Source organism: Actinokineospora sp. NPDC004072, assembly GCF_053604195.1.
In genome coordinates this window covers 29,278-51,081 of sequence record NZ_JBSGHB010000022.1, presented here as the reverse complement: position 1 = coordinate 51,081, position 21,804 = coordinate 29,278, and the positions used below count along the sequence as shown (strand labels likewise).

Below are 21,804 nucleotides of genomic sequence, written 5' to 3'. Positions count from 1 at the left end.
CCCGGCACGTCGGATGCTGTCCCCTTCTCCCATGGTTGCGTCGATTCTCCTGCTCACGCCCCCGGGATCGGGCGCTGGCGTCGCCAGAGCCCTCGCCGACACCGGGTACCAGGTCGAGGTCGTACACCAGCTTGCCGAGGCATGCGCGGCGATCGGCCGCGAGCGCATCGACCTGGTGCTGGTCGACGGGTCGATCCCGGAGATCACCGAGTCGGTCCTGATCATCCGACGACGCACGGCGGCCGCCCTGGTCCTGATCGAGTCTCCCCGACCGGTGGACCCGGCCGGGCTCCTCACCGCGGGCATCGACGACTTCCTCTCTCGACCGTTCTCGGCGGCGCAGTTGCTGGCCCGCGCCCGGGTGGCGCTCCGCCGCGGCCACAGCGACCGCAGCGGCACGCTGACCATCGGCGATCTGCGGATCGAGCTGGCGAGCCGGGAGGCGTGGTTGAGCGGCAAGCCGCTCAGGCTCTCCCGGCGCGAGTTCGACATGCTGGCCTGTCTGGCCAACCGGGCTGGCGAGGTGGTGACCCGACGCGACCTGGTCCGCGAGGTGTGGCCGGGAGCGACGCACGACGTCAACCGCGCGATCGACGTCCACCTTCACCTGCTGCGGCGCAAGCTGGGCGACACCGCGACCCACCCCCGCTACCTGCACACGCTGCGCGGAGTGGGGCTCAGGCTAGCGCCCGGCGGCGAAGCCACGCCTGCAGGTGCGGCGCCCGTGAGGCCAGTTCCCGGTACGCCTCCGCAGCGAATCGGTGCAGGTCGGCCGACACCGGATGAGCGGGGCCTTGGCGATGCCATGCGAGGAGCTGGCGGTAGCGGATCGGCGATCCGCGAAGGGGCTTGACCAGGACCCCGGGCACGGCGGCGGTGGTGGGTTGGCATGCGGTGATGCCCAAACCTTCAGCGATCAGGCCGTGGAGCGCCTTGTCACCAAGGAACTCGTGGGTCTTCGCGGGCGTGAAGCCCGCCTGGGCACAGGCCTGGTAGAACACCTCCGGCCAGCCCGCTCCGTCGCTGGGGGTGACGAACCACGCCTCCCCCGACAACTCGTCGAGAGCGAGTTCGACCCGACGCGACAGCGGATGTCCGGTCGGCAGGGCCACGAACGACGATTCGTTCGCGAAGACGCGCCGAGCGATGGTGGCGGACTCGCGCAGTTCCCGACCGGGGTAGTCAAGCACCAGGGCAGCGTCAACCTCGCGCGTTTCCAGCAACGTCACCAGCGCGTCGATCGCGTACTCGCTGCGCACCGTGATGCCGATATCCGGGTAGGCGGCCTTGATCCTGGCGACCAGACCGGGAAGCACCGGGGTGTGCGTCGCCGCGATCCGCAGCGTAGTGACCGCCACCGAAGCCTTCGACGGTCCGACGCCGAGCACATCGACGCGAGCGATGATGTCCCTTGCCTCGTCCACCACGTCCTGACCGAGGGGGGTCAGGCGGACGCCATGATTGCTCCGGGTGAACAGTTTTCCTCCGATGAGCGCTTCCAACCTGCTCAGCTGCTTGCTGACCGCGGGCTGGGACAGGTCCAGAGCCAGCGCCGCCTGGCCGAGACTGCCCGCGTCGGCGATCACGCACAGCGTGCGCAGGTGGCGCAACTCCAGTCTGGTGGCAGCCATGGCACGAACACCGCCTTTCGGGGATTGTCCGTTTCCGGGTTCATGGTGCTCAGGTACGCCCGCGCTCCGGTTCCCGGAACCGGCTGTGGCCTCCGGCTCTGGTTCGGCCGCGCCTCAGGGCCCGGGCGCCCGCCTTCCCGGCGGTCACCCACCGCACCGGAGAAGCGCGAAATGATCGGTGTGGTCACGCACGTACGACCAGTACGACTCGGTGGCGAGCTCCGTCAGGAGACCGAGCTGACAGGTGAGCACTCCGTCGCGGGGACACAGCAGGACATGCCGCTGGACGACCGGGTTCCCGGTCAGTGGCCGGACGGCGACGAGGTGGTCGGCCGGGTAGGAGGGCTGGACCGGCGACACGACCCGCCCCGCCGTGACAAGCGCGTGGATGGAGCCCGCGTTCGGCGTGGTGTACCGCACGTCCGGATCGAAGCCGTGCTCGGCGCAGGCGACGCGGAAGCAGTCCGGCCACCCGGCCCCGTCTGGTGGCGAGATCGCCCACCGATGGCGGGCCAGGTCGGCCAGATCGATCGCGCCGCGCTCGGCCAGCGGATCGGCGGCCGAGATCGCGATGAACACCGGCTCCTCGGCGATGACCTCGGAGTGCAGCGATTCGTGGGCGAGGGTGGGGAAACCGGGGTATTCCACTGTGGTGGCCGCATCGAGTCGGCCCGCCAACACGAGATCGCGCAGCAGCACCGGCGAGTACTCCATGAGGATGTGGGCCTCCATGAGCGGCAGATGAGTCGCCAGGCGGTCTGCCAGCCCCAGCAGGACCGAGTCGGCCGAACCGCCGATGGTGATCATCGGATCGACATTGTGGGTGAACTGGAGCGCCCCTCGCCGCAGTTCCGCGACCGACGCGAGGATCGCACGGGTCCGCAGCAGCGTGAACCTGCCGACCGCGGTCAGCTCCATGCCGGTCTGCCTCCGAATGAACAGCGGCGCGCCGATCCAGCCCTCCAGCCGCTTGAGCCGACTCGAGAGCGCGGGCTGGGTCAGCCCCAGCACCGCCGCCGCTTTCGTCAGGTTGCCGGTCTCGGCTATCACCGCGACAGTGCGTAGGTGGCGGAGGTCCAGGTCCATTCGTGCAGTGTAGATTCTGTCGATCCGACCGATTCATAGAATTGGCGGATAGGAGCGCGCTATGACCGGTCCGCTATCAGTGATCGTTATGCCACTCCGCATTACTGCTTCGCCTCTCCGACGGTGAGACTGGGTGACACCGACAGCCGATGGAAGGTGCATGAGCATGAGCAGGCGGACCCGCCGAGACATGGCCCAACTGGTTGACGCCGCAGGGTTCCGAGCGGCCATCCAGACCGACTGGGACCGCTGGGAGACACCCGCTCCGTGTGCCCCGGAGACGGCCGCGGCCGCAGCGGCGCACCGCGACCGGCTGTCCGCCGCGCTGCCGAGGCAGCGCATCGCGGTGGCATCAGGGCTGCCATCGGTCCGGTCCAACGACACGTTCCACGGCTTCCGGGCCAACTCCGACTTCGTCTGGCTCACCGGCTGCCAGGTTCCCGGCGCGGTCCTCGTCATGACGCCGGTCGCCGGCGGGCACGAGGCGACCCTGTTCCTCCCCGCCCCGGCGCCCGTCGATGACGCGGACTTCTTCGCCGACGCCGACCGGAGCCGATTCTGGGTCGGCAGGGAGGCCGAACCCGGTGACTGGGCGCGTGCCCTCGGCATTCCGTGCCGCCCCGTGGACGACCTTTCCCGGACGCTTCGCGGCAGGCACCCCGGCATCCTCGCGGCGCCCGCGGACGATCCCCGCCTCAGCGCGCTGGTCGGTGGGCACAGCCCGGAACTGCGCCTCACGCTCGCGGAGCTGCGGCGGATCAAGGACGATTGGGAGATCGCGCAGCTACGGGCAGCGGTGGACGCGACGATCGTGGGATTCGCCGATGTCGCGGCCGAGTTCGGCAAGGCCGTCCTCGCCGGGGGAGAACGCTGGCTGCAAGGCACCTTCGACCGGCGGGCGCGCACTCTCGGGAACGGCCCCGGCTATGCCTCGATCGTCGCGTCCGGCGCCAACTCGCCGATTCTGCACTGGACCAGGTGCGACAGTCCGGTGGCCGAGGACGCCCTGATTCTCATCGACGCCGGGGTCGAGGCCGACACCCTCTACACCGCGGACGTCACGCGCACCATGCCGGTCTCCGGGTCGTTCTCCCCCGCCGAGCGCCAGGTGTACGCCCTGGTGCACGCCGCCCACGTCGCCGCGCTGGCCGAAGTCCGCCCCGGCAGGGTGTTCAGCGACTTCCACCACACCGCGATGGCCGTGCTCGCGCAAGGGCTCAGCGACTGGGGACTGCTTCCGGTGTCGGTGGACGAGGCACTTGCGAGCAACGGACAGCACCACCGTCGCTACATCGTCTGCGGCACCGGCCACCACCTCGGACTGGACGTGCACGACTGCGCGGACGCGCGACCCGCGGCCTACCACGACGCCGAACTGGCACCCGGGATGGTGCTCACTGTGGAGCCTGGGCTCTACTTCCACCCTGATGACCTCACCGTCCCGCCCGAGCTGCGTGGCATCGGCGTCCGGATCGAAGACGACCTGGTGGTGACCGACACCGCCGCCGAGATCCTGTCCGCGGCGCTGCCGATCGATCCGGACGGCATCGCGGACTGGGTCGCTGCGCGTCGGCGAATCACATAGCACCGCGCGATGGCGGCTGCCCAGGCTGTCGATCCCGCCACGTCGAGAGGGTCGCTGATCCGGGACGTGGACAGCGGGTTGGTCACCGGACCTGAGTTCGGCCTGGGCGACTTAGGAAGCCGCGCGCATGCGTCGGTGGCCGTCGCGTCCGGGTGCGACGGCCACCGACTCAGGTGGTCAGCCTGCCAGGAGCGTCACCCCCCAACGGCTGAGCGCGCGGGTGATGGGCTCGTGGATCATGCCGCATCCGCTGTTGGGCCCACCGCTGAGGATGCCGTACGCGCGGGAGCCGTAGTAGACGCCGCTGCCGCTGTCGCCTGCGGCGACACACGCGGTGCTCCAGGTCATGCCCGTGAGCGTGCGGCCGGGGTAGTAGACCGTCGCGTTGGTCTCGGTGACCTGTCCGCAGGTGTAACCGGTGGTGGAACCCTGCTTGCAGACGTACTGCCCGACGTAATCGTAACCGTAAGAGCGGATCGCCGTCTGCGGGTACACCCATCCGCGCGGCTGCCACCAGGAGGCGTCGCTGACGCGGACGACCGCCGAGTCACCGTAGTACCCGAAGTCGTAGCCCGCGCTCACACCCACGGTCTGGGTGCCATAGGTGTAGGTGGGGACGGAGAAGTACGACCCCATCTCGGCGCAGTGACCGGCCGTGAGCATGTAGTAATAGCTTCCCGCGTAGGTCATGAACGCCGTGGTGCACCGGCCTCCGCCCATGTAGGTGGCCAGCCCGGAGCGCAGCGGCGGGTCGCAGGAGTACTGATCGCCGCAGTAGCGCGGGACCGACGGATTGTCGTAGTGGGCGACCTCGATCGCGTCGCCGTAGGTGTTCCTGGCCCAGTTGACGACTTCCTGCTGGGCTTTGGTCAGCGCCTTGTCCTTCGGCAGGTCAAGGCGCACCAGGTTGCGGGTCACGTCGATCGCGGACTGGAGCCCGTGCTCGGCGCCGCTGTTCGCGCCCGCGATGCGCTCCGCGAGTTTGGCCGAGATGCGGTCGAGGTCCGCTTCGGTGCGCTTGACGAACACCGTGTGCGTGTCGGTGAGCCCCTTGCTGGCGGCCGCGTCGGTGACAGTCCGCGTGAGGGCGCCCGCTGTTGCCTTCTCGGGTTCGGCGACCGCGACGGTGAGCCGCCCGCCCCGGTCGTGGTCGATCCACGCGCCGCCGAACCGTTGACCGAGCCGGGTCTTCATCTCGTCGGCCATCGCGAGCTGGGCGTCCTGGCGCTCGATGCGCCGCGCGGCCTCGGCGGTGCTCACGCCGTGGTCGCGGGCGAGTTGGGCCGCTGCGGTGTCGACCGCTCGTGCCGCTTCGGGGCGCGGATCCGGCGCGGCCATGGCGGGCGTGCCGACGAGTGCCGTGGTCAGTACTCCCGCGGCTAGGGTGAGCGCCGTTAGTCGTCTGCTTCTCATCTGACCTTCCCGTGGGTGCTGGATACCTGACGGACCTGAGTTGTGCTCAGATGGCGGGCGTGCCACGTTGCCCGGCTACGAAGGTGGCGGCGACGGTGACCCCGGTGCAGCCGGCTGTCTTGCCGTGCAGGCTCACGTAGTTGTGGCCACTGGGCGGGGTAGCGATGGTCACGGTTTCGGTGTTGCCGGTTCCGGTGGACCGTTGGGTGTGGGCGGAGGTGGTCGCCCAGCCGGTCGGGTTGTAATAGAGGTCGCAGTCGCCGGTTCCTCCGGTGCTGGTGATGCGCAGATCGGTCGCGCCAGCGGGGACGTAGAGGTAGAGGTAGTCGTACTGACCAGCCGAGGTGCCGCGGTTGCTGCGCGAGCAGTCTTTGCCCAGTGCGCGGGTGTCGGTCATGGTGCATTCGGGCAGGGTGCTGTTGCCGACCGTGATTGACCGGGTAGCTGTGGCCGTGGCCCCCTGATTGTCGGTCACTGCCAGGGTCACCTGGTAGGTGCCCGCCGTGGCGAACGACTTGGTCGGGTTGGTGGCTGTGGAAATGGTGCCGTCGCCGAAGTCCCAGCGTCGTGCGGCGATAGTGCCGTCGGGGTCGCGGGATCGGTCGGTGAACGTGACGGTGAGTCCGTTGACCGACGTGGCGAAGTCCGCTGTGGGCGCTTGGTTGCCGCCTCCACCGCCACCGCAGCTGCCCGCAGCGCAGGCGGACAGCCAGTTGTACCAGTCGGCGTCATACCTGTTGCCGATGGTGTTCTTGAGGAAAGTGCGCGCGGCGCTCCAGTTTCCCGAGCGGTAGTAGCCCAGCACAGCGTCCATGTCGGCGCGGTGCGACTGGAGCATGTAGCGCACCGCGAGGTAGCCCCACCGGTAGATTCGAGTGGTGTCGTGGCTGTAGGTGGTGTCGAACAAGGTGCTGAGCGCGTAGGTGCGCTTGCCCGCCTCGGTGATCGCCGCGTCGTAGGTGACGTTGCGGTAGGAGTAGGAGATGTACTCGGCGAAGCCCTCGATCCACCAGATGGTCGGAGTGGACACGTTCGACGTGAAGTCGCCGTGCATGTTGAACCGGCCGTCGAGGTAATGGGTGTACTCGTGGTTGAGGTTCCAGATGGCGAACGTCGGCCGCAGCCACTCGGCCTCGTAGGCGATGAACCGAGCCTGGTTCCCGGAGGCCGACGGATCACCCTCCAGGTACATTCCACCGTTGTTGGTGTCGATCCCCCACATGACTCCCGCATAGGTCTGGTAGTCGGTGCTAGAGTCGTAGACGACCACTTCCAGGCTCGTGTTGCGGTCACCGGAGACGGGACCGGGGTCGTTGGCCACGCGGTGGAAGTAGGCATCCTGCTCGAGCAGAGACGTGCAGGTTTGCGACAGCTCGGTCGAGGTCATCTGCTGCGCGCGGATACGTAACGAGGTGCTGCACGAGTGGTTGATCGGTAGCACTTCGGCAGCCAGACGCCTCTGGAGATCGCATGTGCCGTAATAGGTACAGTTGGCCTTATCGTAGGTGTCGGTCATCTCCGCCACGCCAACCCACAACGCCGCCGTGGAACCGCGGATCGACGACATGTCCAGCAGGCCCTTGGCGTAGGGCCGCACCTTCGAGTGCAGGGAGGTGTGTTGCAGGAAGCGGCCCAGTTCCCGCCCAGCGTTGGACGTCAGATAGCTCCGTTCCCCCGAAAGCAGGTTTAGGTGGCGGGAAGCGAAGTTGTACAGCGTGTCCGTGATGCTCGGGTCAGCCCGGACGGTGGAGACGAACTCTGGCACCTGGTGGCCGCGGAACAGGACCGTGTAGACGTTGTTGACCGCGTTGAGCATCCACCATGAGCTGTCGTAGGTGGAGTTGTAGCTGGTCAACAGGCGCTTGACGACGTACAGATAGCGGGCGTTCTGCTCCGAGCTGTCGATGAGCGTGACGGCTTCGGACAGGGTTTCACCGTTGGCGTCGCTGACGGCGAACGCGTTCGGGTTGTTGAAGAACGCGTCCAGTCCGGACTGGATCGCCGCGCGAAGCGTCGGTCCGTACTGTCCCACGTCGGTGGGGTTGTACCACTGGACGTAGTAGCCAGCGCGCAGGTAAAGCGCCAGTTGAGTGGTTCCGGTCGAGTTGTTGCCCGGATACGAGGTGCCGTTGTCCCGAAGACCGTAGGCGACGCTGGTCATCTGGGTCTCGCGGAACGCGTGGTACGCGTCGGAACCGGTGAGGCTGAACAGCGTGTTCACACACTCAGTGGTCGATGCTCGGATCTGGTCCACCAACGCCCATCCGGTGCGACTGGTGAAGTCAGAGACGTTGCACGTGGCGGCCGTTTTCGCGCCGTTCATCGACGGACGCGGCTCCGCCGATTCCTGCTGAGGGCTGTCGTAGGTGCGGCGCAATTCGTGGGAGGACGCCGAACGCGGCGGCCTCTGGTCGGCCCGGAAGGCCGATCGCGTGATGTGCGGGAAGGAAGTATCTGTTCCTGTCGGTACAGCACGTTTGGTTGGCGACGCGACATCCGCTCGCGCTGGGAGCACGCTTGTCGCGCCAAGTGCCACGGCGACTGCGAGCAGGATTGCGGGCATGCGTCGTCGAAACCCTTGAAGGTTCATGACTTCTCTTTCCAGTGGAGCGACGCCGGACGTCGCTTCGGCAGGGTGGCAGGGAACCTGACCGTGAGCACAGCGTCACACGCCGATGCGCCACCCAGCTATCTCAGCCCCAGATAGGACGGGCCTATAAACGTGCCTGACCGGCGAAGACGGCCTTCCAGAGGCTGCTGATCGCAAGAGCAGCGGACAGGCCAGTCCGTGCGCCCGGCCGCTCCTAGGCTACCGGAAAGTAGCTTCGCGATGTCACCCGCTAGCGGCGGGGAATCACTTCCCACTATTCATTGCCGGGGATAGGCTCGTCCTATGGACTTGGAGATCCGACATCTGCGTGCGATGTGCGCGATCGCTGAAGCCGGCAGCCTGTCCCAAGCCGCGTCACGGCTCGGCATCTCACAGCCGTCGCTCACCGGGCTGTTGCAGCGCATGGAACGCTTGGTCAATGGGCAACTGTTCGAGCGCAGCCGCGCTGGTGTGACACCCACGGAGTTGGGCGCGCAGTTGGTGCAACGTGCACAGCTGCTGCTCACTGATCTGGAGACGATCGGCGCAGACCTGACGCGTGACAACACTGGACCGATCCGGTTCGGGTCGGTGCACATGGAGTGCGTCGCCACCTTGTTCCAACGGCTCGACGATGCCTTCCCCGACGCGAAGGTGTCGTTGACGGTCGAACCGTCGAGCACGGTGCTGGCTCATCAGCTCGGCCGCGGCAACCTCGATGCTGCCGTGCTCGCAGTGGCGGAGGAGCAGCACATCCCGTTGGAGCGCGACCTCGCGCAGCGAATCCTGCTGCCGTGGGTGCCGGTGTTCGTGGCATTATCGGCGAGCCATCCGCTCGCCGACCAACCCGCGGTCAACCTCGCCGACCTAGCGCACGAGTCCTGGATCAGGCCGCCAGGCGCGGAGGACGGATCGCTGGCCGCGCTGCGCGCCGCAGCAAGGGAAGCGGGTTTCACGCCGCAGATCCGATTCGAGGTTCCCAGCGGAGCGGGCCGGGGGCTGATCACGTCCGGAACCGCCGTACAGCTGGTGGAACCAACCTCCAAGGGCGCGCCTGGCCTGGTAATCCGGCCGTTAGTCGGTGAACCACTGCGAATGCGGCTGGTCATGGCCTGGCGGCGCCAACGGCTCACCTGGGAACAAGCCGCCACCGTGTACACAGAGGCAGCCGCCGCCTACGCCGTGCACGCCAAGGCCAGTCCGGTGTTCCAGCCGTGGTGGAACCGCCATCGGGAAGTACATCCCCCGACCTGCTGACCGATCAGCGTCCGGGGAACCCCGTCCTACGACGATGTGCGCCCAAGGTCATCCGGCCGATAGCAACTAAAGACCGTGAAGCGAGAATCGCGCCCGGTTCTAACCGCCATCAGGAAACCGGCTAGGTTGCCAAGGCGGGCGCTGTCGCGGGTGGTTTGTGGCCGTGCAGCGGCTCGAAAAGTCAGGTGTGGACATCCGCATAGAAATTCGCCTCGAGACGGGGTTCGTTACTAGGTGCAGGGCGAATGCTGCCCGGCGGGAGCCACCTTGATGTGCGGCGGGGGCGGGCGTCGGTGAGGAGCACCAGCGCCAGCAGTCCGGCCACCTCATATCGCCCGGTGTAAAGGCGTGGATCAGGCGATGAGTCGGATCCCCTCCGTTGTCAGGTCGTGTCAGGGGACGGTGTACGGCCAGCGGTCAGGTGGCCCTCGTTGAAGAGGAGAAAGAGGACGGCGAGTACGCCGGACGACATCGGGTGCTCCCCTACTGTGCCGGTGGTGCAGGACTCGTAGATCGGGAGGATGTTGTGGCCGCAGCAACAACTATTGTGAACGCGAAGGTGTTCGACGGGACTATGTCCCGGGACTGGACTTCGGTCAGGTTCGTCGACGGGCTGATCACCGAGTGCTCGGCGGCCTCGGCCGCCCATGAAGGCGACGAAGTGATCGACGCGGCGGGCGGGACTGTGCTTCCTGGTCTGATCGACGCGCACGTGCACCTCGTTCCCGGCGCTCTCGCGCAATCGTTGACCTTCGGCGTGACCACCGTTCTGGACATGTTCAGCAAGCCCGACGTGGTGGCCAAGGCCAAGGAGCAGGCCAGCTCCCGTCCGGACGTGGCCGATGTGCGTTCCTCGGGCGTCGGCGCCACCGCACCCGGCGGGCACCCATCGATCATTTATGCCCCGTTCCCGACGTTGACCGCCGCTGACCAGGCCGAGCGGTTCGTCGCGGAACGGATCGCGGAGGGCTCGGACTACTTGAAGATCTTCTCCGGCACCGGGGGTCTGTGGCCGTCGCTGAATCTCGACACCATCACGGCACTGGTCACTGCCGCGCACGCCCGTGGCCTGGTCGTCGTCGCTCACGTGAGCTCGACAGCCGGGGTGAAGCAGGTCGTGTCCGCCGGTGTCGACGTGCTGGCCCACGTCCCCGCGGCTGCCGAGCTGCACAAGGCCCTGGTCGACCGCATCGCCGAGGCCGGAATCGTGATCTGTCCGACGCTGGCCACCATCGAGAACACCCTCGGTGAAGCGGGTGGCGCGGCAGTGGCAGGGGATCCGCGGCTGGCTGAGGCGCTGGGGGACGCCTGGGCGCGCCGGTTGACCTCGGGTGTCTCGGGACCGCGTGGCCGGGACATGCCGCCCTACTCGCGTGCCGAGGACAACGTGCGGAGGCTGGCTGATGCGGGGGTCACACTGCTGGCGGGCACCGACGCCCCGAACCCGGGCACCGTGTTCGGGGCAAGCCTGCACCGGGAGCTGGAGCTCCTTGTCCGGTGCGGCATCAGCCCGGCCCAGGCCCTGGCCGCTGCCACAACCCAACCGGCACGCGTGTTCGGCCTCGCCGACCGAGGACGGGTTGCCGCCGGGCAACGCGCGGACCTGGTCCTGGTGTCCGGTGACCCGCTGACGGACATCACCACAACCCGCAGCATCGAGCGAATCTGGCGCGCGGGCACAGCCTGCGACCGAAAGGCCTTCGTCGCGAGCCCTGCCGAAGCCGAACAGCTCGACGCTTTCGACGCGCAGGTCGCCAGGGCCGTGGCCGCCGTCCGCGGACGCAGGATCGACTTCGATCCGACCAGCTGAAGGGCCAACAATCAACTACGCCGCCAAAGAAGCACCACCAGCAGTGGTCAACTACCACGGAAGCGGCAGAAGGAAGCCGCCAAGGTGTTCACTTCAAAGCGGAAAGGACACGCGCGGAACCGCACGCGACGACATCCTCGTGGTCACCTCTATGCGGAAAGGACGCCGCTGTGATTTGCCACGCGAACTTGACCACTTCTGCCTGCCGTCACCACCACATGACCATTCTCGTCAGGTACGAGACAGCTGCCCGACGGTTCGTCAGGGACGTTCTGCGAGTGTGAGGTGTGTGTCGGCGTCGGTTCGCTGTCATTGACTGTCGTTGCCGTCGTGCTCGGCGAGGAGTGTAAATCCGTGGCGGTCGACCGACGCGGCGGTGGCCGAGAGGATGACAACGCCGGTGCCTGCGCCGCGGTCGAGTCCGAGCCAGGACCGGAAGCCGCCGGTGCCTCCGTTGTGCCAGGTGATCGATCGGTCTTTCCTTTGGATGGTGATCCAGGCTGCGCCGATATGGGCACCTGTGCCGAAGGAAGCGACCGGGTCGAGCGCGGCGACGCCCGGGGCGGTTCCGCCGAGCAGCGCCGCGGTGAGGCGCGCCATGGCGGTGATGGAGGCGCGGATGCCGCCTGCCGGTCCTAATGCCTCGCCGGTCCACGGCTGCCGAGGTTCTCCTCGACGGCTTCTGCCGGTGAGCGCCCCAGGACGGAGCTGGTCGGCGGTCGCCGGAGTGTAGAAGTGGTCGAGTTCCAACAGGGCGGCGATACGCCGGTGCAGAAGTTGGGCGTAGGTCGTCGCGGCGGCGCGGGCGAGGGCGTGGCCAAGCAATTCGAACCCGAGGTTGGAATAGCGGGGCCGCGGTCTGCCGAGCGGAACGTCCCGGGCCTGGACGAGCAACTGTCCGAGGTCCTCGCCGTAGGGGTTCGTGCCGTGGCGCCACAACGCGATGGTGCGCCGCCATGGTCGGGCGGATCGAGGCAGGCTGGGCAGACCGGACCGGTGCGTGGTCAGCGACTCCAACGTCACCCGCGCGGCGGGGGCGTCGCCCAGCGGCAGCAGCTCGCCGAGGGAGGTGTGAGCGCCGACCTCACCTCGCGCAAGCGCCTCGGCGTACAGCAGCCCCGTGACGCCTTTGGCGATCGACCCGATCTCGAAGTCGGCGTCGAGGTTGGCGCCGCGGCAGGCCAGTGCCGTGCCCTGGGGCGAGACCACGGCCACTGCGGCGATCGGATGGCGCGGCCCCAACAGCTCGCCGAGCCTGGCCGCGAGCCGCTCGTCACCGTGGTTCCTGGTCATGACCGGCCGCCGATCAGGCAATGAGCGCCAGTGTGGACCCAGTGCTTCACGACACCCACGACAGCCGCGATCTGCGGCCATCCGGCGCCACTGTCTCGTGTGGCGCAGCACAGCCACCTCGATGCGCCCAAACTCGATGCGGAGCCCTGCTACAGTGCCGGTCCCATCAACGAGTCATGGTTGGCTGTCGATCCCGCGAGTTCGGTCAGCTTTCCCACATCCATCTGTCAACGGTAGTTGACGAACCTGCTGTGGTCAACCAGGGTTGACAGCATCCCCTGTCACGGTAGCCCTGATCAACCATCGCGAAAGAGGTGCCAGAGGTGATCGACCACAGGCACCGACAGAGACTGAGTGATGCAGCGGATTATCACCCGGTCTTCGCGCTCAGCTTTCCGCGGCGAGGCGCTCTGGAAGCGACGCGCTACCTTGACGCGAAGTTGATTGCTGGTCATCGAGGAGTGGCGGTCTAGTTTCCGCAGGCGACGGTCCGCCACCTCTAGCCACGGGTAGGACACCGTGTCTCACCCGTGACTAAGTCCGTTCTCCTACCGCCGGATTTGATCAACGATCGGGTGGGTCAGCGCACAAACTGTGCACTTACCGCCCTGGTGGCCTGTCGTGGTCGACGATCACCACGTATAGAAAAAGAGGTGACGTTCTCGTGAGAAACCAGCACAATTGCTGCTCTGAGTGCCATCAGACGTTTCGCCGGATTTCCGGTGCCCTCTGGGCCGTAGTCGGCGCGCCGGTCGCGCAGGGGTACACGCTGCTAAACCAGGTTACAAACCAGTAAACAGCAGCGTGCCCCCACACGGAGGGCCGTGTCGAGTGTTGCGCCACGCGATGCCGTCCTCCCACCTCCGGGCAATGCAGGCGGGTTGGCATGGCTTCGGGCTGGACATAAAGGCTACAGTTCACCGGTGGCCGTGTGCGGCCCCGACGTTTGGCGCGGGGAACACCCGGTCTGCGTCGCGGCGGGCATGGTGTCCGGGGAGCGACGGGTGAACAAGAGGTCCGCAGCGGTCAGGGTCGATAAGACTGACACCGGGGCGATGGCCACGGTGAGCGGTGAGTTGGACATGGCCACCGAGCCTGCGGTGTTGGAGGAGTTGCTGGCCGTGCTCACCTTGCCTGGCGCGCGGGTGGAACTGGACTTAGCGGAGGTCACGTTCTGCGGATCGAGCGGCGTGCGTCTCCTGACTCAGTTGCACGCCGACTGCAAACGCAAGGGAAAGACCGTCGTGATCACGCACTGCCACCCTCGCGTACTGCGGATCTTGGAGCTGAGCGGAGTAGTCGGGTTGTTCTCCCTCGTTGTCACGCCGGAGGGGCCAGACATTCCAAGCGACTAGGCCGTTTAGCTTCGCCAAACAGCGGCCAGGTACGGGCACGTAGCTGGGATCAGGGCGTGATCAGCAACGCGCCGTTTGGATCAGGCGGCAAGGCTCGGGGTCAGTTCGAGCAGTGGGCGTAGGTCCGCTGCGATGATGTTCTGCACGGCGTTACACCAGCGTTGTTGGAGGGCGTCGAGGAGGCGGGTTTCGACTTCGGGGGCGACGTGGCTGTAGATGTGTTCGATCTTGTCGGCGAGGCGGTGGCCGAGGCGTTTGGCTTGGGCGATGTCGGGGATGAGGTCGGCGATGAGCCAGGTCTTGTGGCTGTGGCGTAGGCCGTGGAAGGTGAGGCCGGGTTCGATCGGGGACAGGCGCGGCCAGTGGGCGGGGTGGCCGGTGGTGCCGTCGGCGGCGGGGCGCATGACGCGGCGGGAGAAGTTGGAGCGGCGGGGATGGTCGCCCGCGAGGGTGGTGAAGACGTGGGGGTGGGTGTGGGTGGAGAGGTAGTGGCGCAATAGTTGGGTGAGGAAGGGTGGGAGGGTGATGGTGCGGGCGGATTCGATGGTCTTGGGTGGGGCGAGTTGGAATTTGCCGTCGATTTCCAGCAGGGATCCGTGGTCGGGGTGGATGACCATGCGGCCAGGGCTGTCGGCGGGTAGGTGGAGGTTGTGGCGTTGCAGGCCGAGGAGTTCGCCCCAGCGGGCTCCGGTCCAGGCGCCGGTGATGATGAGGACGGCCGCCCAGGCTCCGGCGAGTTGGTGGGCGTGGAGGGCGACGCGGAGGGCGTTGTGGGGTGTGGTGTGGACGCGTTCGCGTGGGGCGGTGGCGTGGCGGGGTCCGCGTCGTTTGGGGCGGTAGGGGTTTGCGTGGATGAGGCGTTCGTCGGCGGCGTCGGTGAGCAGCATTGACAGGAGCTTGACCATGGTGGTCACGGTGGTCGGGGCGTAGCCGTCGGCGCGTTTGGTCTTGGCCCAGGCGTGCACGGACAGGTTGGTGATCCCGGCGAGGGCCTGGTGGCCCCAGTCGGGTTGGAGGTGGTTGCGCCAGAGGCTGCGGTACTGGCGTTCGGTGTTGGGTCCGACGTCGAGTGCGTCGAACCACAGGTCGGCCCATGCTTCGAGGCGGGTCTTCCCGCCGTCGGGGTCGATGAACTGGCCCCGGCGTTGGTCGACGTTGATCTCCTCGGCGCGGTCTTGCGCGTCGGTGATGCTGGTGAAGCCGGGGATCGAACCGAGTGATCCGTCGGGTTTGCGGAAGCGGACCCGCCAGGTGTTGGGCCCGGAGGGTTCGACGTAGGCCACGGGCGGCACCTCTTCTCATCGCGGGTCGACGGGGTACGGCTGTATGGACGCGTGCGTCGGGGCGAGTGGGCAAGCGGGGCTGCCGGAGGCCGCCCGATCAGGGGACCCGCCGCCGAAGTTGTAGACCGGGTTCGGCTGGTGTGTGGGCGTATTGGGTGGCGATGGCGGTGAGGTCCTCCGGGGTGAAGCGCAGGTGCTTGCCGACGTAGCGGCACGGGATCACGCGGGCGGCTGCTTTGCGCCGCAACCACGAGGGCCGCAACTGCAGGCGCGCCGCTGCCTGCTCGGCGGTGAGCAGAACCAGCCCCTCCTCCCCCACCGTCGCGATCTGGTCCGACCGCTGGTCTGTAGACGGGGCATCATCACCGCGGCGAGGTTGGGGACGGTTGCCGGGAGTTGGACGTTGGGGTCCGGCCAGGCGGGCGGGACGACGGGGACCGTTGTTGACCATGTCGGGCTCCTTGCGTGCAGTTCGATCGAGGACGGCGTGGGTGGGTCCGCCCGGGCCTCGGATTGGGTGGCCGAGAGCGGTTGTCGGGTCGTGGGGGTATGTCGGCGGGTGGGGTGATCTCGGGAACGCGGTCGGTGAGGTGGCGGTGCCAGGCAAGGGCGAAGCGCAGGCAGTTCGATTCGCTGCGGTGTCCGGGGGCGCAGCCGGGGAGGTGGCGGCCGCGGAAGCTCCAGGCGGCGGAGTCGCTGGAGGTGAGGTGTGTGGCGTAGCGGGACAGGCCGAGGACCTTGGCGCCGAAGGCGTGCAGCCGGTATCCGCGGTGGGCGAGGGCGTGGATGATCTGTTCGACTTCGTAAGTGTGTTGGCGGCGGCAGATGCTGCCGATCCCGACCAGCGGCAGTGCGGCCAGGTTGATGCCGTGGTGTTCGTAGAGGTCGGCGCAGCGGTGGTAGTCGGTGATGGTCTGTCCTTGAAGGACCGGGATGATCGGCAGTTCGTGGGCGAGGTCGCGGAGGCGGAGGTAGTCGGTGACGGTGCGGTGTTGGTGGGTGCGCAGGCTGAGGCCGGTGCGGGCCAGGACGTGGGGTTCGGTCATCCAGTCGCGGGGTGCGGCCCAGTCGAGGTGGCCGATCTCGGTGGCGTAGCGGCGCACCGCTCGGACGTAGGTGGCGGTGTCGGTGCGCCAGCGGCCGTGCAGCGACAGCTCGGTGAAGCCGCCGGAGTCCAACGCCCACGGGCCGCTGGCGCGGGGAAGGGTGCGGCGGCCGGCCAGTCGGCGGTGGCTGACCAGCAACGGCACGCCGAGGTCGCGGGCGAGCCAGGACGGTTGATGGGTGCCCAGGTAGAACTTCACCGGCTCACCGCCCAGCGGGCAGTGTGGAGTGCGGCGAGGGTGAGGGCGGTGGCGAGCGTCTTGCCGACGAGTTGGCCGGGCACGGCGGCGCAGCCGCCGAAGGCTAACGGAACGAACAGCACGCTGTCGACCACCAGCCCGGCCGCGTTGGATGCCGCGACAGCCGCCGTCCGCCCGCGGTGGCGCAGCCGCGCGTAGATGCGCGCGTCGACGACCTCCGAGACGGTGAACGCGAGGACGCTGGCCACCGCGATCTGCGGGGCGGCCAGCACGGCCGACAGCCCCGCTCCGGTGAGGATCCCCGCGGCGACACCACGGATCCCCGCTGTGTCGTGGACGAGGTCGCGGAGCGTCAGGCTTGCTCCGGCGAACAGCGTGCCCGCCGGGACCACCAGCCCGCCGATCACCAGCGGCGGCCAGTGCACCGAGGCGACGTTGGCCGCGACAACCAACAGCAGCCACCCCACCACCGCCACCCCGGCCCACCTCACAGATCGCGGGACCGCTGGCCAGCCCCGCCGCTTGAGCGACATCGAGTCGCGTTGTGGCAAAGCGATCGCGGTGTTCACGCCGCACGCTCGCGGTGACCGGGGTCGTCGGTGGCGGTGGCTGGTTCGCCGGAGCGGCACGACCACGGCGAGCAGCCGTCCGGGTCACCGTCGTCATCGACCGTGTCGGCGCTGATCAGCCGCAGGTGCCTGCGGGGCTTGGCGGGTGTGTCGAGGTCGACCTGGTCCAGGGGAAGGCAGGAGCGGTGAAGGAAGTACTGGCCGCGCAGCTCCTGGCCTTGTGTGGTGGCGTGGGGGTAGCCGTGGCGGATGGCGCGGTCGAACTCGACGGCCTCCGCCCACCCGTCGGGGTCGTTGTCGCGGACCCAGCGCCACCCGACGTTGCCGTGAAACGGGCACCCGACACAGGCGGACTTCACCGTCTGCCCGAAGCCGCGTTCGGCAAGGAACTCGACGCAGCGGGCGCGGTCGAAGCCGAGCTCGATCAGCGGGAAAACGTTGCGCAGGAACCGCAGCCCGGAGTCCTTGGCACGGTGGACCTCATCGGTGCTGATCCCGATGGCCTGTTCGGCGTACACCCCGCGCGGCACGCGCCGCGGGTGCGGGTAGCCGAGCAGTTCCCGGGCGGCCTTCTTGAGCGGGATGATCTTGTATTCGGAGGTGCATTGCCTGCGGGCGAGGCCTCGGGTGCCGTCGGGGTTGAGGGTGTGCAGGGGCATGGAGACGAAGCGGTGGCGCGGGTCGAGGGCGTCGGCGCGGATGTTCCCTGCCGAGATCCTGCGCACCGGAATGCCGTGTCTGGTGGCGTGGGCGGCGAGGCGGTCGAGGTTGGCGTAGACCGCGCGGGGTTCCCAGCCGGTGTCGGCGAACAGGGCGACGTCGAAAGGTGGGATCTCGCCCTCGCACGCGAGCAGCAGCACGGTGGTGCTCTGCACCCCGGCGCCCAGGGACAGCAGCCGCAGCGCGGGCCAGGGATCGGGCGACGTCGAGTGGGTGGTCATGCCGCCACCTCCCGCCGGACCGGCGGGCGGTGCTCGGCGTGGAGGAGGGTGGCGAGGTCCTCGAGCAGCAGCGCGACGGCGTGTGCGGCTTGTGCGGGGACGACGCCGTTGCCCAGCGCCCGGAGCTGGGCGGTGCGGGGCAGCGGGAGGTCGGTGACCCATCCGCGCGGGAGGCCCATGAGGTGCTCGACGAAGGCGGGCGCGAGCACCGGCCGGCCGTGATTGCCGGACTGGATCGGATACGGGACCGGTCGACCGAGGACCGTTTCCCAGCCGCGGATCGCCGCCTCGTAGACACCCCAGTTCACCGGTGTCGCCTCGACGGCGGACGCCCGGCTCGCCTCGCCCTCCTCGCCGTCGCGGACCGCTACGAGGTGGTGTCGGTCCCGCTGCCGTCGACCCGGCTGCGCGCCGGTGGGGTGAGCAGGCGACTGATCGCCGAGGGCAGCATCAGGTCGCCCTTGGAGCCCCGTTGTGCCGGGCAGCCCTTCGTCCCGTCCGTCGCCCGCGGGGTCGGCAGCAGCGCTTCGCGTTCCACCAAGGGGAGCACCTGTTGCGACAGCGGTGGACGGAACCCCGCTCCGGCTTTGCGGCCCGCCGTCCCGGTGTCCGAGGCTCTCGGCGTCGGCAGCAGCCGCACCGCGATCGACAGCGGCATCACCATCCCGTTGCCATCGACACCGGTCCGGTGTCGTCGGCGTGGCCGCGACCAGGTCGCGGGGTCCTCGCCGTCCTGGGGGTTGGTCGGCGGCGCCGTCGTGGTCGCGGCGCCAGGCGAGCAGGAACACGCGTTCGTGGCGGTGCGGGGCGCCGATGTCGGCGGCGCGGACGCTACGCCAGAGCGCGTCATACCCCGCTTCGGCCAGGTCGCCGAGTACACGGTGGAGACCTCCCGCTTTCCAGCGAAGCGCGGCGACGTTCTCCAGCACGACGAGCGCGGGTCGTAGTAGGCGAAGGCCCGCCACGATGTCGGCCCACAGGCCACTGCGCGCTCCTTTCTCGATGCCCGCGCGTTTCCCGGCGGCGGAGATGTCCTGGCAGGGGAACCCCGCGACGAGCACGTCGACCGGCTCGACGGCGGCCCAGTCGATGCGTCGCAGGTCGCCGAGGTTCGGGATGTCAGGCATGCGGGCGGCGAGGATCAGGCGGACGTGCGGGTCCGGGTCGGCGACCCACGCGATCCGGCCGCCGCGGAGGGCGGCCAGCACGCCGAGGTCCAGGCCGCCGTAGCCGGTGCACAACGAGCCCACGACCGGACCGGATGCCGTGACCGAATCGTCTCGCGCGAGCGAACGCCGCGTCCCCGAGTGGGGCGGACGGGATGGACGGGTGGTCATGCCGCCCTACCTCGGCTCGTGGCGCGCGCCGATCGCGTGGAGCGGTACTGCTCGAGGTCGACCACGTCCGCGTCCGGAGCAGCGGCCGCGGCTTTCCCGGTGGTCTTGTGGAGGGCGGTGCGGAAGACGAGGACGTCCTCGTGGGCGATCAGGTGCAGCGGCAGTCCGCGCTCGCGCTGTTTGCGGATGAAGTCGCGCTGGAAGAACGAGCCGCGGGCGACGAGGTCGGTGGCGGCGGCGCGGGCGAGCAGGGCGACGTCGCGCTCCACGGGGATGAGTCCGGCGGCGCGTCCGCAGGCAAGGATCTGGGAGGGCAGGTCGATGAGCTCGGCGTGTTCGCGCCAGGGGCGGATGGTGATGACGATGTGCCCGCCGGGTTTGAGGAAGGTGCGCAGCGCGGCGAGGATGCGGGTGAACCCGGCCAGCAGGCGGTGATGGCCGATGTTGGCGAGGTTGCCGCGGTCGAGGGTGTTGCCGTAGAGGTGGTGGTACTTCTGCACCCCCGCGCCCGGGGCGACCGACACCTGCCCGTGTGTGGAGGGCCCGTAGGGCGGGGACGTCACCACGAGCGCTGCCTGCCCCACGTACTCCGGCGCCAACAGCGTCACGAGCTGACGGGCGTCGCCCTGGATCACGCGGGCGTCGTGGTCGAAGCCGTGGTCGCGGGCGAGGTCGAGGTTGGCCCAGGCGACGTCGACCCAGTGCGGTTCGTACTCCACCCCGAGCGCGCGGCGGCCCAGCCGCACCGCCTCGACCAGCGTGGTGCCGATCCCGCACATCGGGTCGAGCACAAGATCACCGGGCCGGGTGTAGTGCGCGACTGCGTGGCGGACGACCTCGGGCAGCATCTTGGCCGGATGCGCGGTCGACTCCGGCACGTAGGAGTTCTTGCGCTGCGCGGCGGGCGAGGACTGCGCGGTCGTCCACACCGACACCGCGGGCGATTCCCCGGCCTCCTCGCCCGCCGCGCTGTCCACAGCGGTGGGCGCGGTGTCGAGCTCGGCGATGACCGCCGCCGGGATGCGCTGGGTCGACTCGCCGCTGCGGTCGGTGTCGGCCGCACCGTCGGCGGAGCGGGCGGGGTCGGTGTTCGGCGTGGTGGTCATCGGCGGTCTCCGCCCTGCGCGGCGGTGTTCGCGGACAGCGGGGGCGGTGGTTGGTGGTCGTGCGGTTGGGCGAAGACGAGGACGTCGGAGTGGATGCGCCGATGTGGCGCGGGCAGTCCGCGCACCACGGCGCGGTGCCGCGCGCGGACCTCCTCGTCGAGGTCGTCGGCGGGGCTGTCGGGGAGGTCGAAGCGGCCGTCGCGGACGGGCGCGTGCAGGGCTGCGATGTGCTGCAGGTAGAGCAGGTCGGCGTTCTGCCCGGCGGCCACCACCGCCCCCGTCGGGTCCGTCAACTCCCCGCTCGTCCAGTCACAGTGGGTGAGCACGGCGAGGATGCCGCCGACCCGCAACGCTCGAGCCGCGAACAACGCCACGAGGTCCGCGCGGTCGCCGCAGTGGGCTGGCGGCAGGCTCGTCACGATCAGGTCCGCGTCCCCGACGGTGCCCGTCGCCGGGTGCGACGTGGGGACCTTGGCGGAGGCCGTCGGGAGGGGCGCGGGGGCCGGGGTGGAGCCGGTGACGAGGTCGGCCCAGAAGGGTCGGGAAGCAGGACTGGTCACGCTCGGGTCGGCGGGCAGGTGCTCGACGCGAACGGTGCGGCCGAGGCGTTCGACGACGGCCGCGGCGTCGGCCACCTCGGGGTCCGACTCGGTGCCGGGCGCGCGGTCGATGACGCCGTCGTCTCCGACTGCGGCGAGCGTGCGGCCGGTGTTGTGCGGGGTCGGCCGGGCGAGCAGCACGACCCGCGCGGCGGGCTCGCTGAACGAGGTGACGATCCGTTCGATGAGCGCAGCGGGCCACGTCGCGTCGAGGTCGACCGGGTCGCTGCCGGCGGTCCACACGGTCGCCGGAGTCGGGGTCGTCGCCGACCCTCGCGACCGTGAGCGAGGAGTCTCGCCGACGGGTTTGCCGGGGCTGACCCGGGTGGTGGTCGGCGCGGTCGGCCAGGGCCTGCGCTCCACCGCCCGACGCCCGCCTGCACGGGTCGAGGCCGGGTGGGTGGAGGCGGCGCGGCGCCGGGGCGAGCGGCGGCCGGAGTGGTCGGGCTGGGTCACGAGCATCCCCTTCGCCGGGGTAAGTGCGCCGTGGGTGTACGGCGCTGTTGACAGCCCTGAACTCCGAAATACAGGCCCCTCGGGGACAACCTGCCGTCGCATTTCCCACTGCTTCACGACCGTCGGAAACAGCCGTAGAGGCCCGCGCATACGTCCGCGCGAGAAATGGACAGGCCAACGCCGACAGAA

Annotated in this window: 17 protein-coding genes and 1 pseudogene; 5 read left to right on the top strand and 13 right to left on the bottom strand. The window is 68.9% G+C overall.

Translation table 11 applies throughout. From position 1 onward, the window contains the following. Window positions 1-13: 13 nt before the first annotated feature. Window positions 14-622: pseudogene (locus tag ACWEPX_RS27885) on the top strand (response regulator transcription factor); the annotation flags it as partial. Window positions 623-677: 55 nt separating this feature from the next. On the opposite strand, the gene ACWEPX_RS27880 reads toward ACWEPX_RS27885, so the two are convergent. Together ACWEPX_RS27880 and ACWEPX_RS27875 are read right to left on the bottom strand one after the other, a co-directional pair. Then, a complete protein-coding gene (locus ACWEPX_RS27880; protein WP_451900218.1) occupies window positions 678-1,631 on the bottom strand; it encodes a LysR family transcriptional regulator in 954 nt (317 codons plus the stop codon). A gap of 144 nt (window positions 1,632-1,775) precedes the next feature. After that, window positions 1,776-2,717 carry a LysR substrate-binding domain-containing protein gene (locus tag ACWEPX_RS27875; RefSeq protein WP_451900217.1) on the bottom strand — a complete coding sequence of 314 codons (942 nt, stop codon included), beginning with the start codon at window positions 2,715-2,717 and terminating at the stop codon, window positions 1,776-1,778. Between the two features lie 166 nt (window positions 2,718-2,883). Between ACWEPX_RS27875 and ACWEPX_RS27870 the strand changes: the two genes are divergently transcribed. Then, window positions 2,884-4,302: an aminopeptidase P family protein gene (locus tag ACWEPX_RS27870; protein ID WP_451900216.1), complete on the top strand. Its 1,419-nt coding sequence runs from the start codon at window positions 2,884-2,886 to the stop codon at window positions 4,300-4,302. Window positions 4,303-4,479: 177 nt separating this feature from the next. On the opposite strand, the gene ACWEPX_RS27865 is transcribed toward ACWEPX_RS27870, so the two are convergent. Further along, window positions 4,480-5,562 carry a S1 family peptidase gene (locus tag ACWEPX_RS27865; RefSeq protein ID WP_451900215.1) on the bottom strand — a complete coding sequence of 361 codons (1,083 nt, stop codon included), beginning with the start codon at window positions 5,560-5,562 and terminating at the stop codon, window positions 4,480-4,482. Between the two features lie 199 nt (window positions 5,563-5,761). Further along, complete coding sequence (locus tag ACWEPX_RS27860) at window positions 5,762-8,278, bottom strand: collagenase (protein ID WP_451900214.1); 2,517 nt, start codon at window positions 8,276-8,278, stop codon at window positions 5,762-5,764. A gap of 330 nt (window positions 8,279-8,608) precedes the next feature. On the opposite strand from ACWEPX_RS27860, the gene ACWEPX_RS27855 reads away from it, so the two are divergent. Both ACWEPX_RS27855 and ACWEPX_RS27850 read left to right on the top strand, forming a co-directional pair. Beyond that, window positions 8,609-9,562: a LysR family transcriptional regulator gene (locus tag ACWEPX_RS27855; RefSeq protein ID WP_189213637.1), complete on the top strand. Its 954-nt coding sequence runs from the start codon at window positions 8,609-8,611 to the stop codon at window positions 9,560-9,562. Between the two features lie 547 nt (window positions 9,563-10,109). Continuing rightward, window positions 10,110-11,372 (top strand): amidohydrolase family protein, encoded by a 1,263-nt coding sequence (locus ACWEPX_RS27850; RefSeq protein ID WP_451900213.1) that lies wholly within the window; start codon window positions 10,110-10,112, stop codon window positions 11,370-11,372. A gap of 309 nt (window positions 11,373-11,681) precedes the next feature. Here ACWEPX_RS27850 and ACWEPX_RS27845 read toward each other — a convergent pair whose 3' ends face one another. Further along, complete coding sequence (locus ACWEPX_RS27845) at window positions 11,682-12,665, bottom strand: serine hydrolase domain-containing protein (protein WP_451900212.1); 984 nt, start codon at window positions 12,663-12,665, stop codon at window positions 11,682-11,684. A 1,004-nt stretch (window positions 12,666-13,669) separates the two neighbouring features. On the opposite strand from ACWEPX_RS27845, the gene ACWEPX_RS27840 reads away from it, so the two are divergent. Next, window positions 13,670-14,020 carry an STAS domain-containing protein gene (locus ACWEPX_RS27840; protein ID WP_451900211.1) on the top strand — a complete coding sequence of 117 codons (351 nt, stop codon included), beginning with the start codon at window positions 13,670-13,672 and terminating at the stop codon, window positions 14,018-14,020. Between the two features lie 80 nt (window positions 14,021-14,100). On the opposite strand, the gene ACWEPX_RS27835 is transcribed toward ACWEPX_RS27840, so the two are convergent. From ACWEPX_RS27835 to ACWEPX_RS27800, 8 genes are all read right to left on the bottom strand, one after another. Beyond that, window positions 14,101-15,303: a tyrosine-type recombinase/integrase gene (locus ACWEPX_RS27835; RefSeq protein WP_451900210.1), complete on the bottom strand. Its 1,203-nt coding sequence runs from the start codon at window positions 15,301-15,303 to the stop codon at window positions 14,101-14,103. A 97-nt stretch (window positions 15,304-15,400) separates the two neighbouring features. Next, entirely contained in the window at window positions 15,401-15,622 is a 222-nt protein-coding gene (locus tag ACWEPX_RS27830; protein ID WP_451900209.1) for a helix-turn-helix domain-containing protein, read from the bottom strand. 43 nt (window positions 15,623-15,665) lie between these two features. Next, the gene (locus ACWEPX_RS27825) at window positions 15,666-16,607 is read right to left on the bottom strand and encodes a deazapurine DNA modification protein DpdA family protein (RefSeq protein ID WP_451900208.1); all 942 of its coding nucleotides are present in this window, start codon (window positions 16,605-16,607) and stop codon (window positions 15,666-15,668) included. After that, on the bottom strand, window positions 16,604-17,083 hold the full coding sequence (locus tag ACWEPX_RS27820) for a VUT family protein (RefSeq protein ID WP_451900207.1): 480 nt from the start codon (window positions 17,081-17,083) through the stop codon (window positions 16,604-16,606). Before ACWEPX_RS27820 ends, ACWEPX_RS27825 begins: the two co-directional genes overlap by 4 nt. A gap of 89 nt (window positions 17,084-17,172) precedes the next feature. Further along, the gene (locus ACWEPX_RS27815; RefSeq protein ID WP_451900206.1) at window positions 17,173-18,117 is read right to left on the bottom strand and encodes a hypothetical protein; all 945 of its coding nucleotides are present in this window, start codon (window positions 18,115-18,117) and stop codon (window positions 17,173-17,175) included. After that, a complete protein-coding gene (locus ACWEPX_RS27810) occupies window positions 18,114-19,454 on the bottom strand; it encodes a DNA cytosine methyltransferase (RefSeq protein WP_451900205.1) in 1,341 nt (446 codons plus the stop codon). Before ACWEPX_RS27810 ends, ACWEPX_RS27815 begins: the two co-directional genes overlap by 4 nt. After that, a complete protein-coding gene (locus ACWEPX_RS27805) occupies window positions 19,451-20,560 on the bottom strand; it encodes a TRM11 family SAM-dependent methyltransferase (RefSeq protein ID WP_451900204.1) in 1,110 nt (369 codons plus the stop codon). Before ACWEPX_RS27805 ends, ACWEPX_RS27810 begins: the two co-directional genes overlap by 4 nt. Beyond that, the gene (locus ACWEPX_RS27800) at window positions 20,557-21,402 is read right to left on the bottom strand and encodes a hypothetical protein (RefSeq protein ID WP_451900203.1); all 846 of its coding nucleotides are present in this window, start codon (window positions 21,400-21,402) and stop codon (window positions 20,557-20,559) included. Before ACWEPX_RS27800 ends, ACWEPX_RS27805 begins: the two co-directional genes overlap by 4 nt. Window positions 21,403-21,804: the final 402 nt, after the last annotated feature.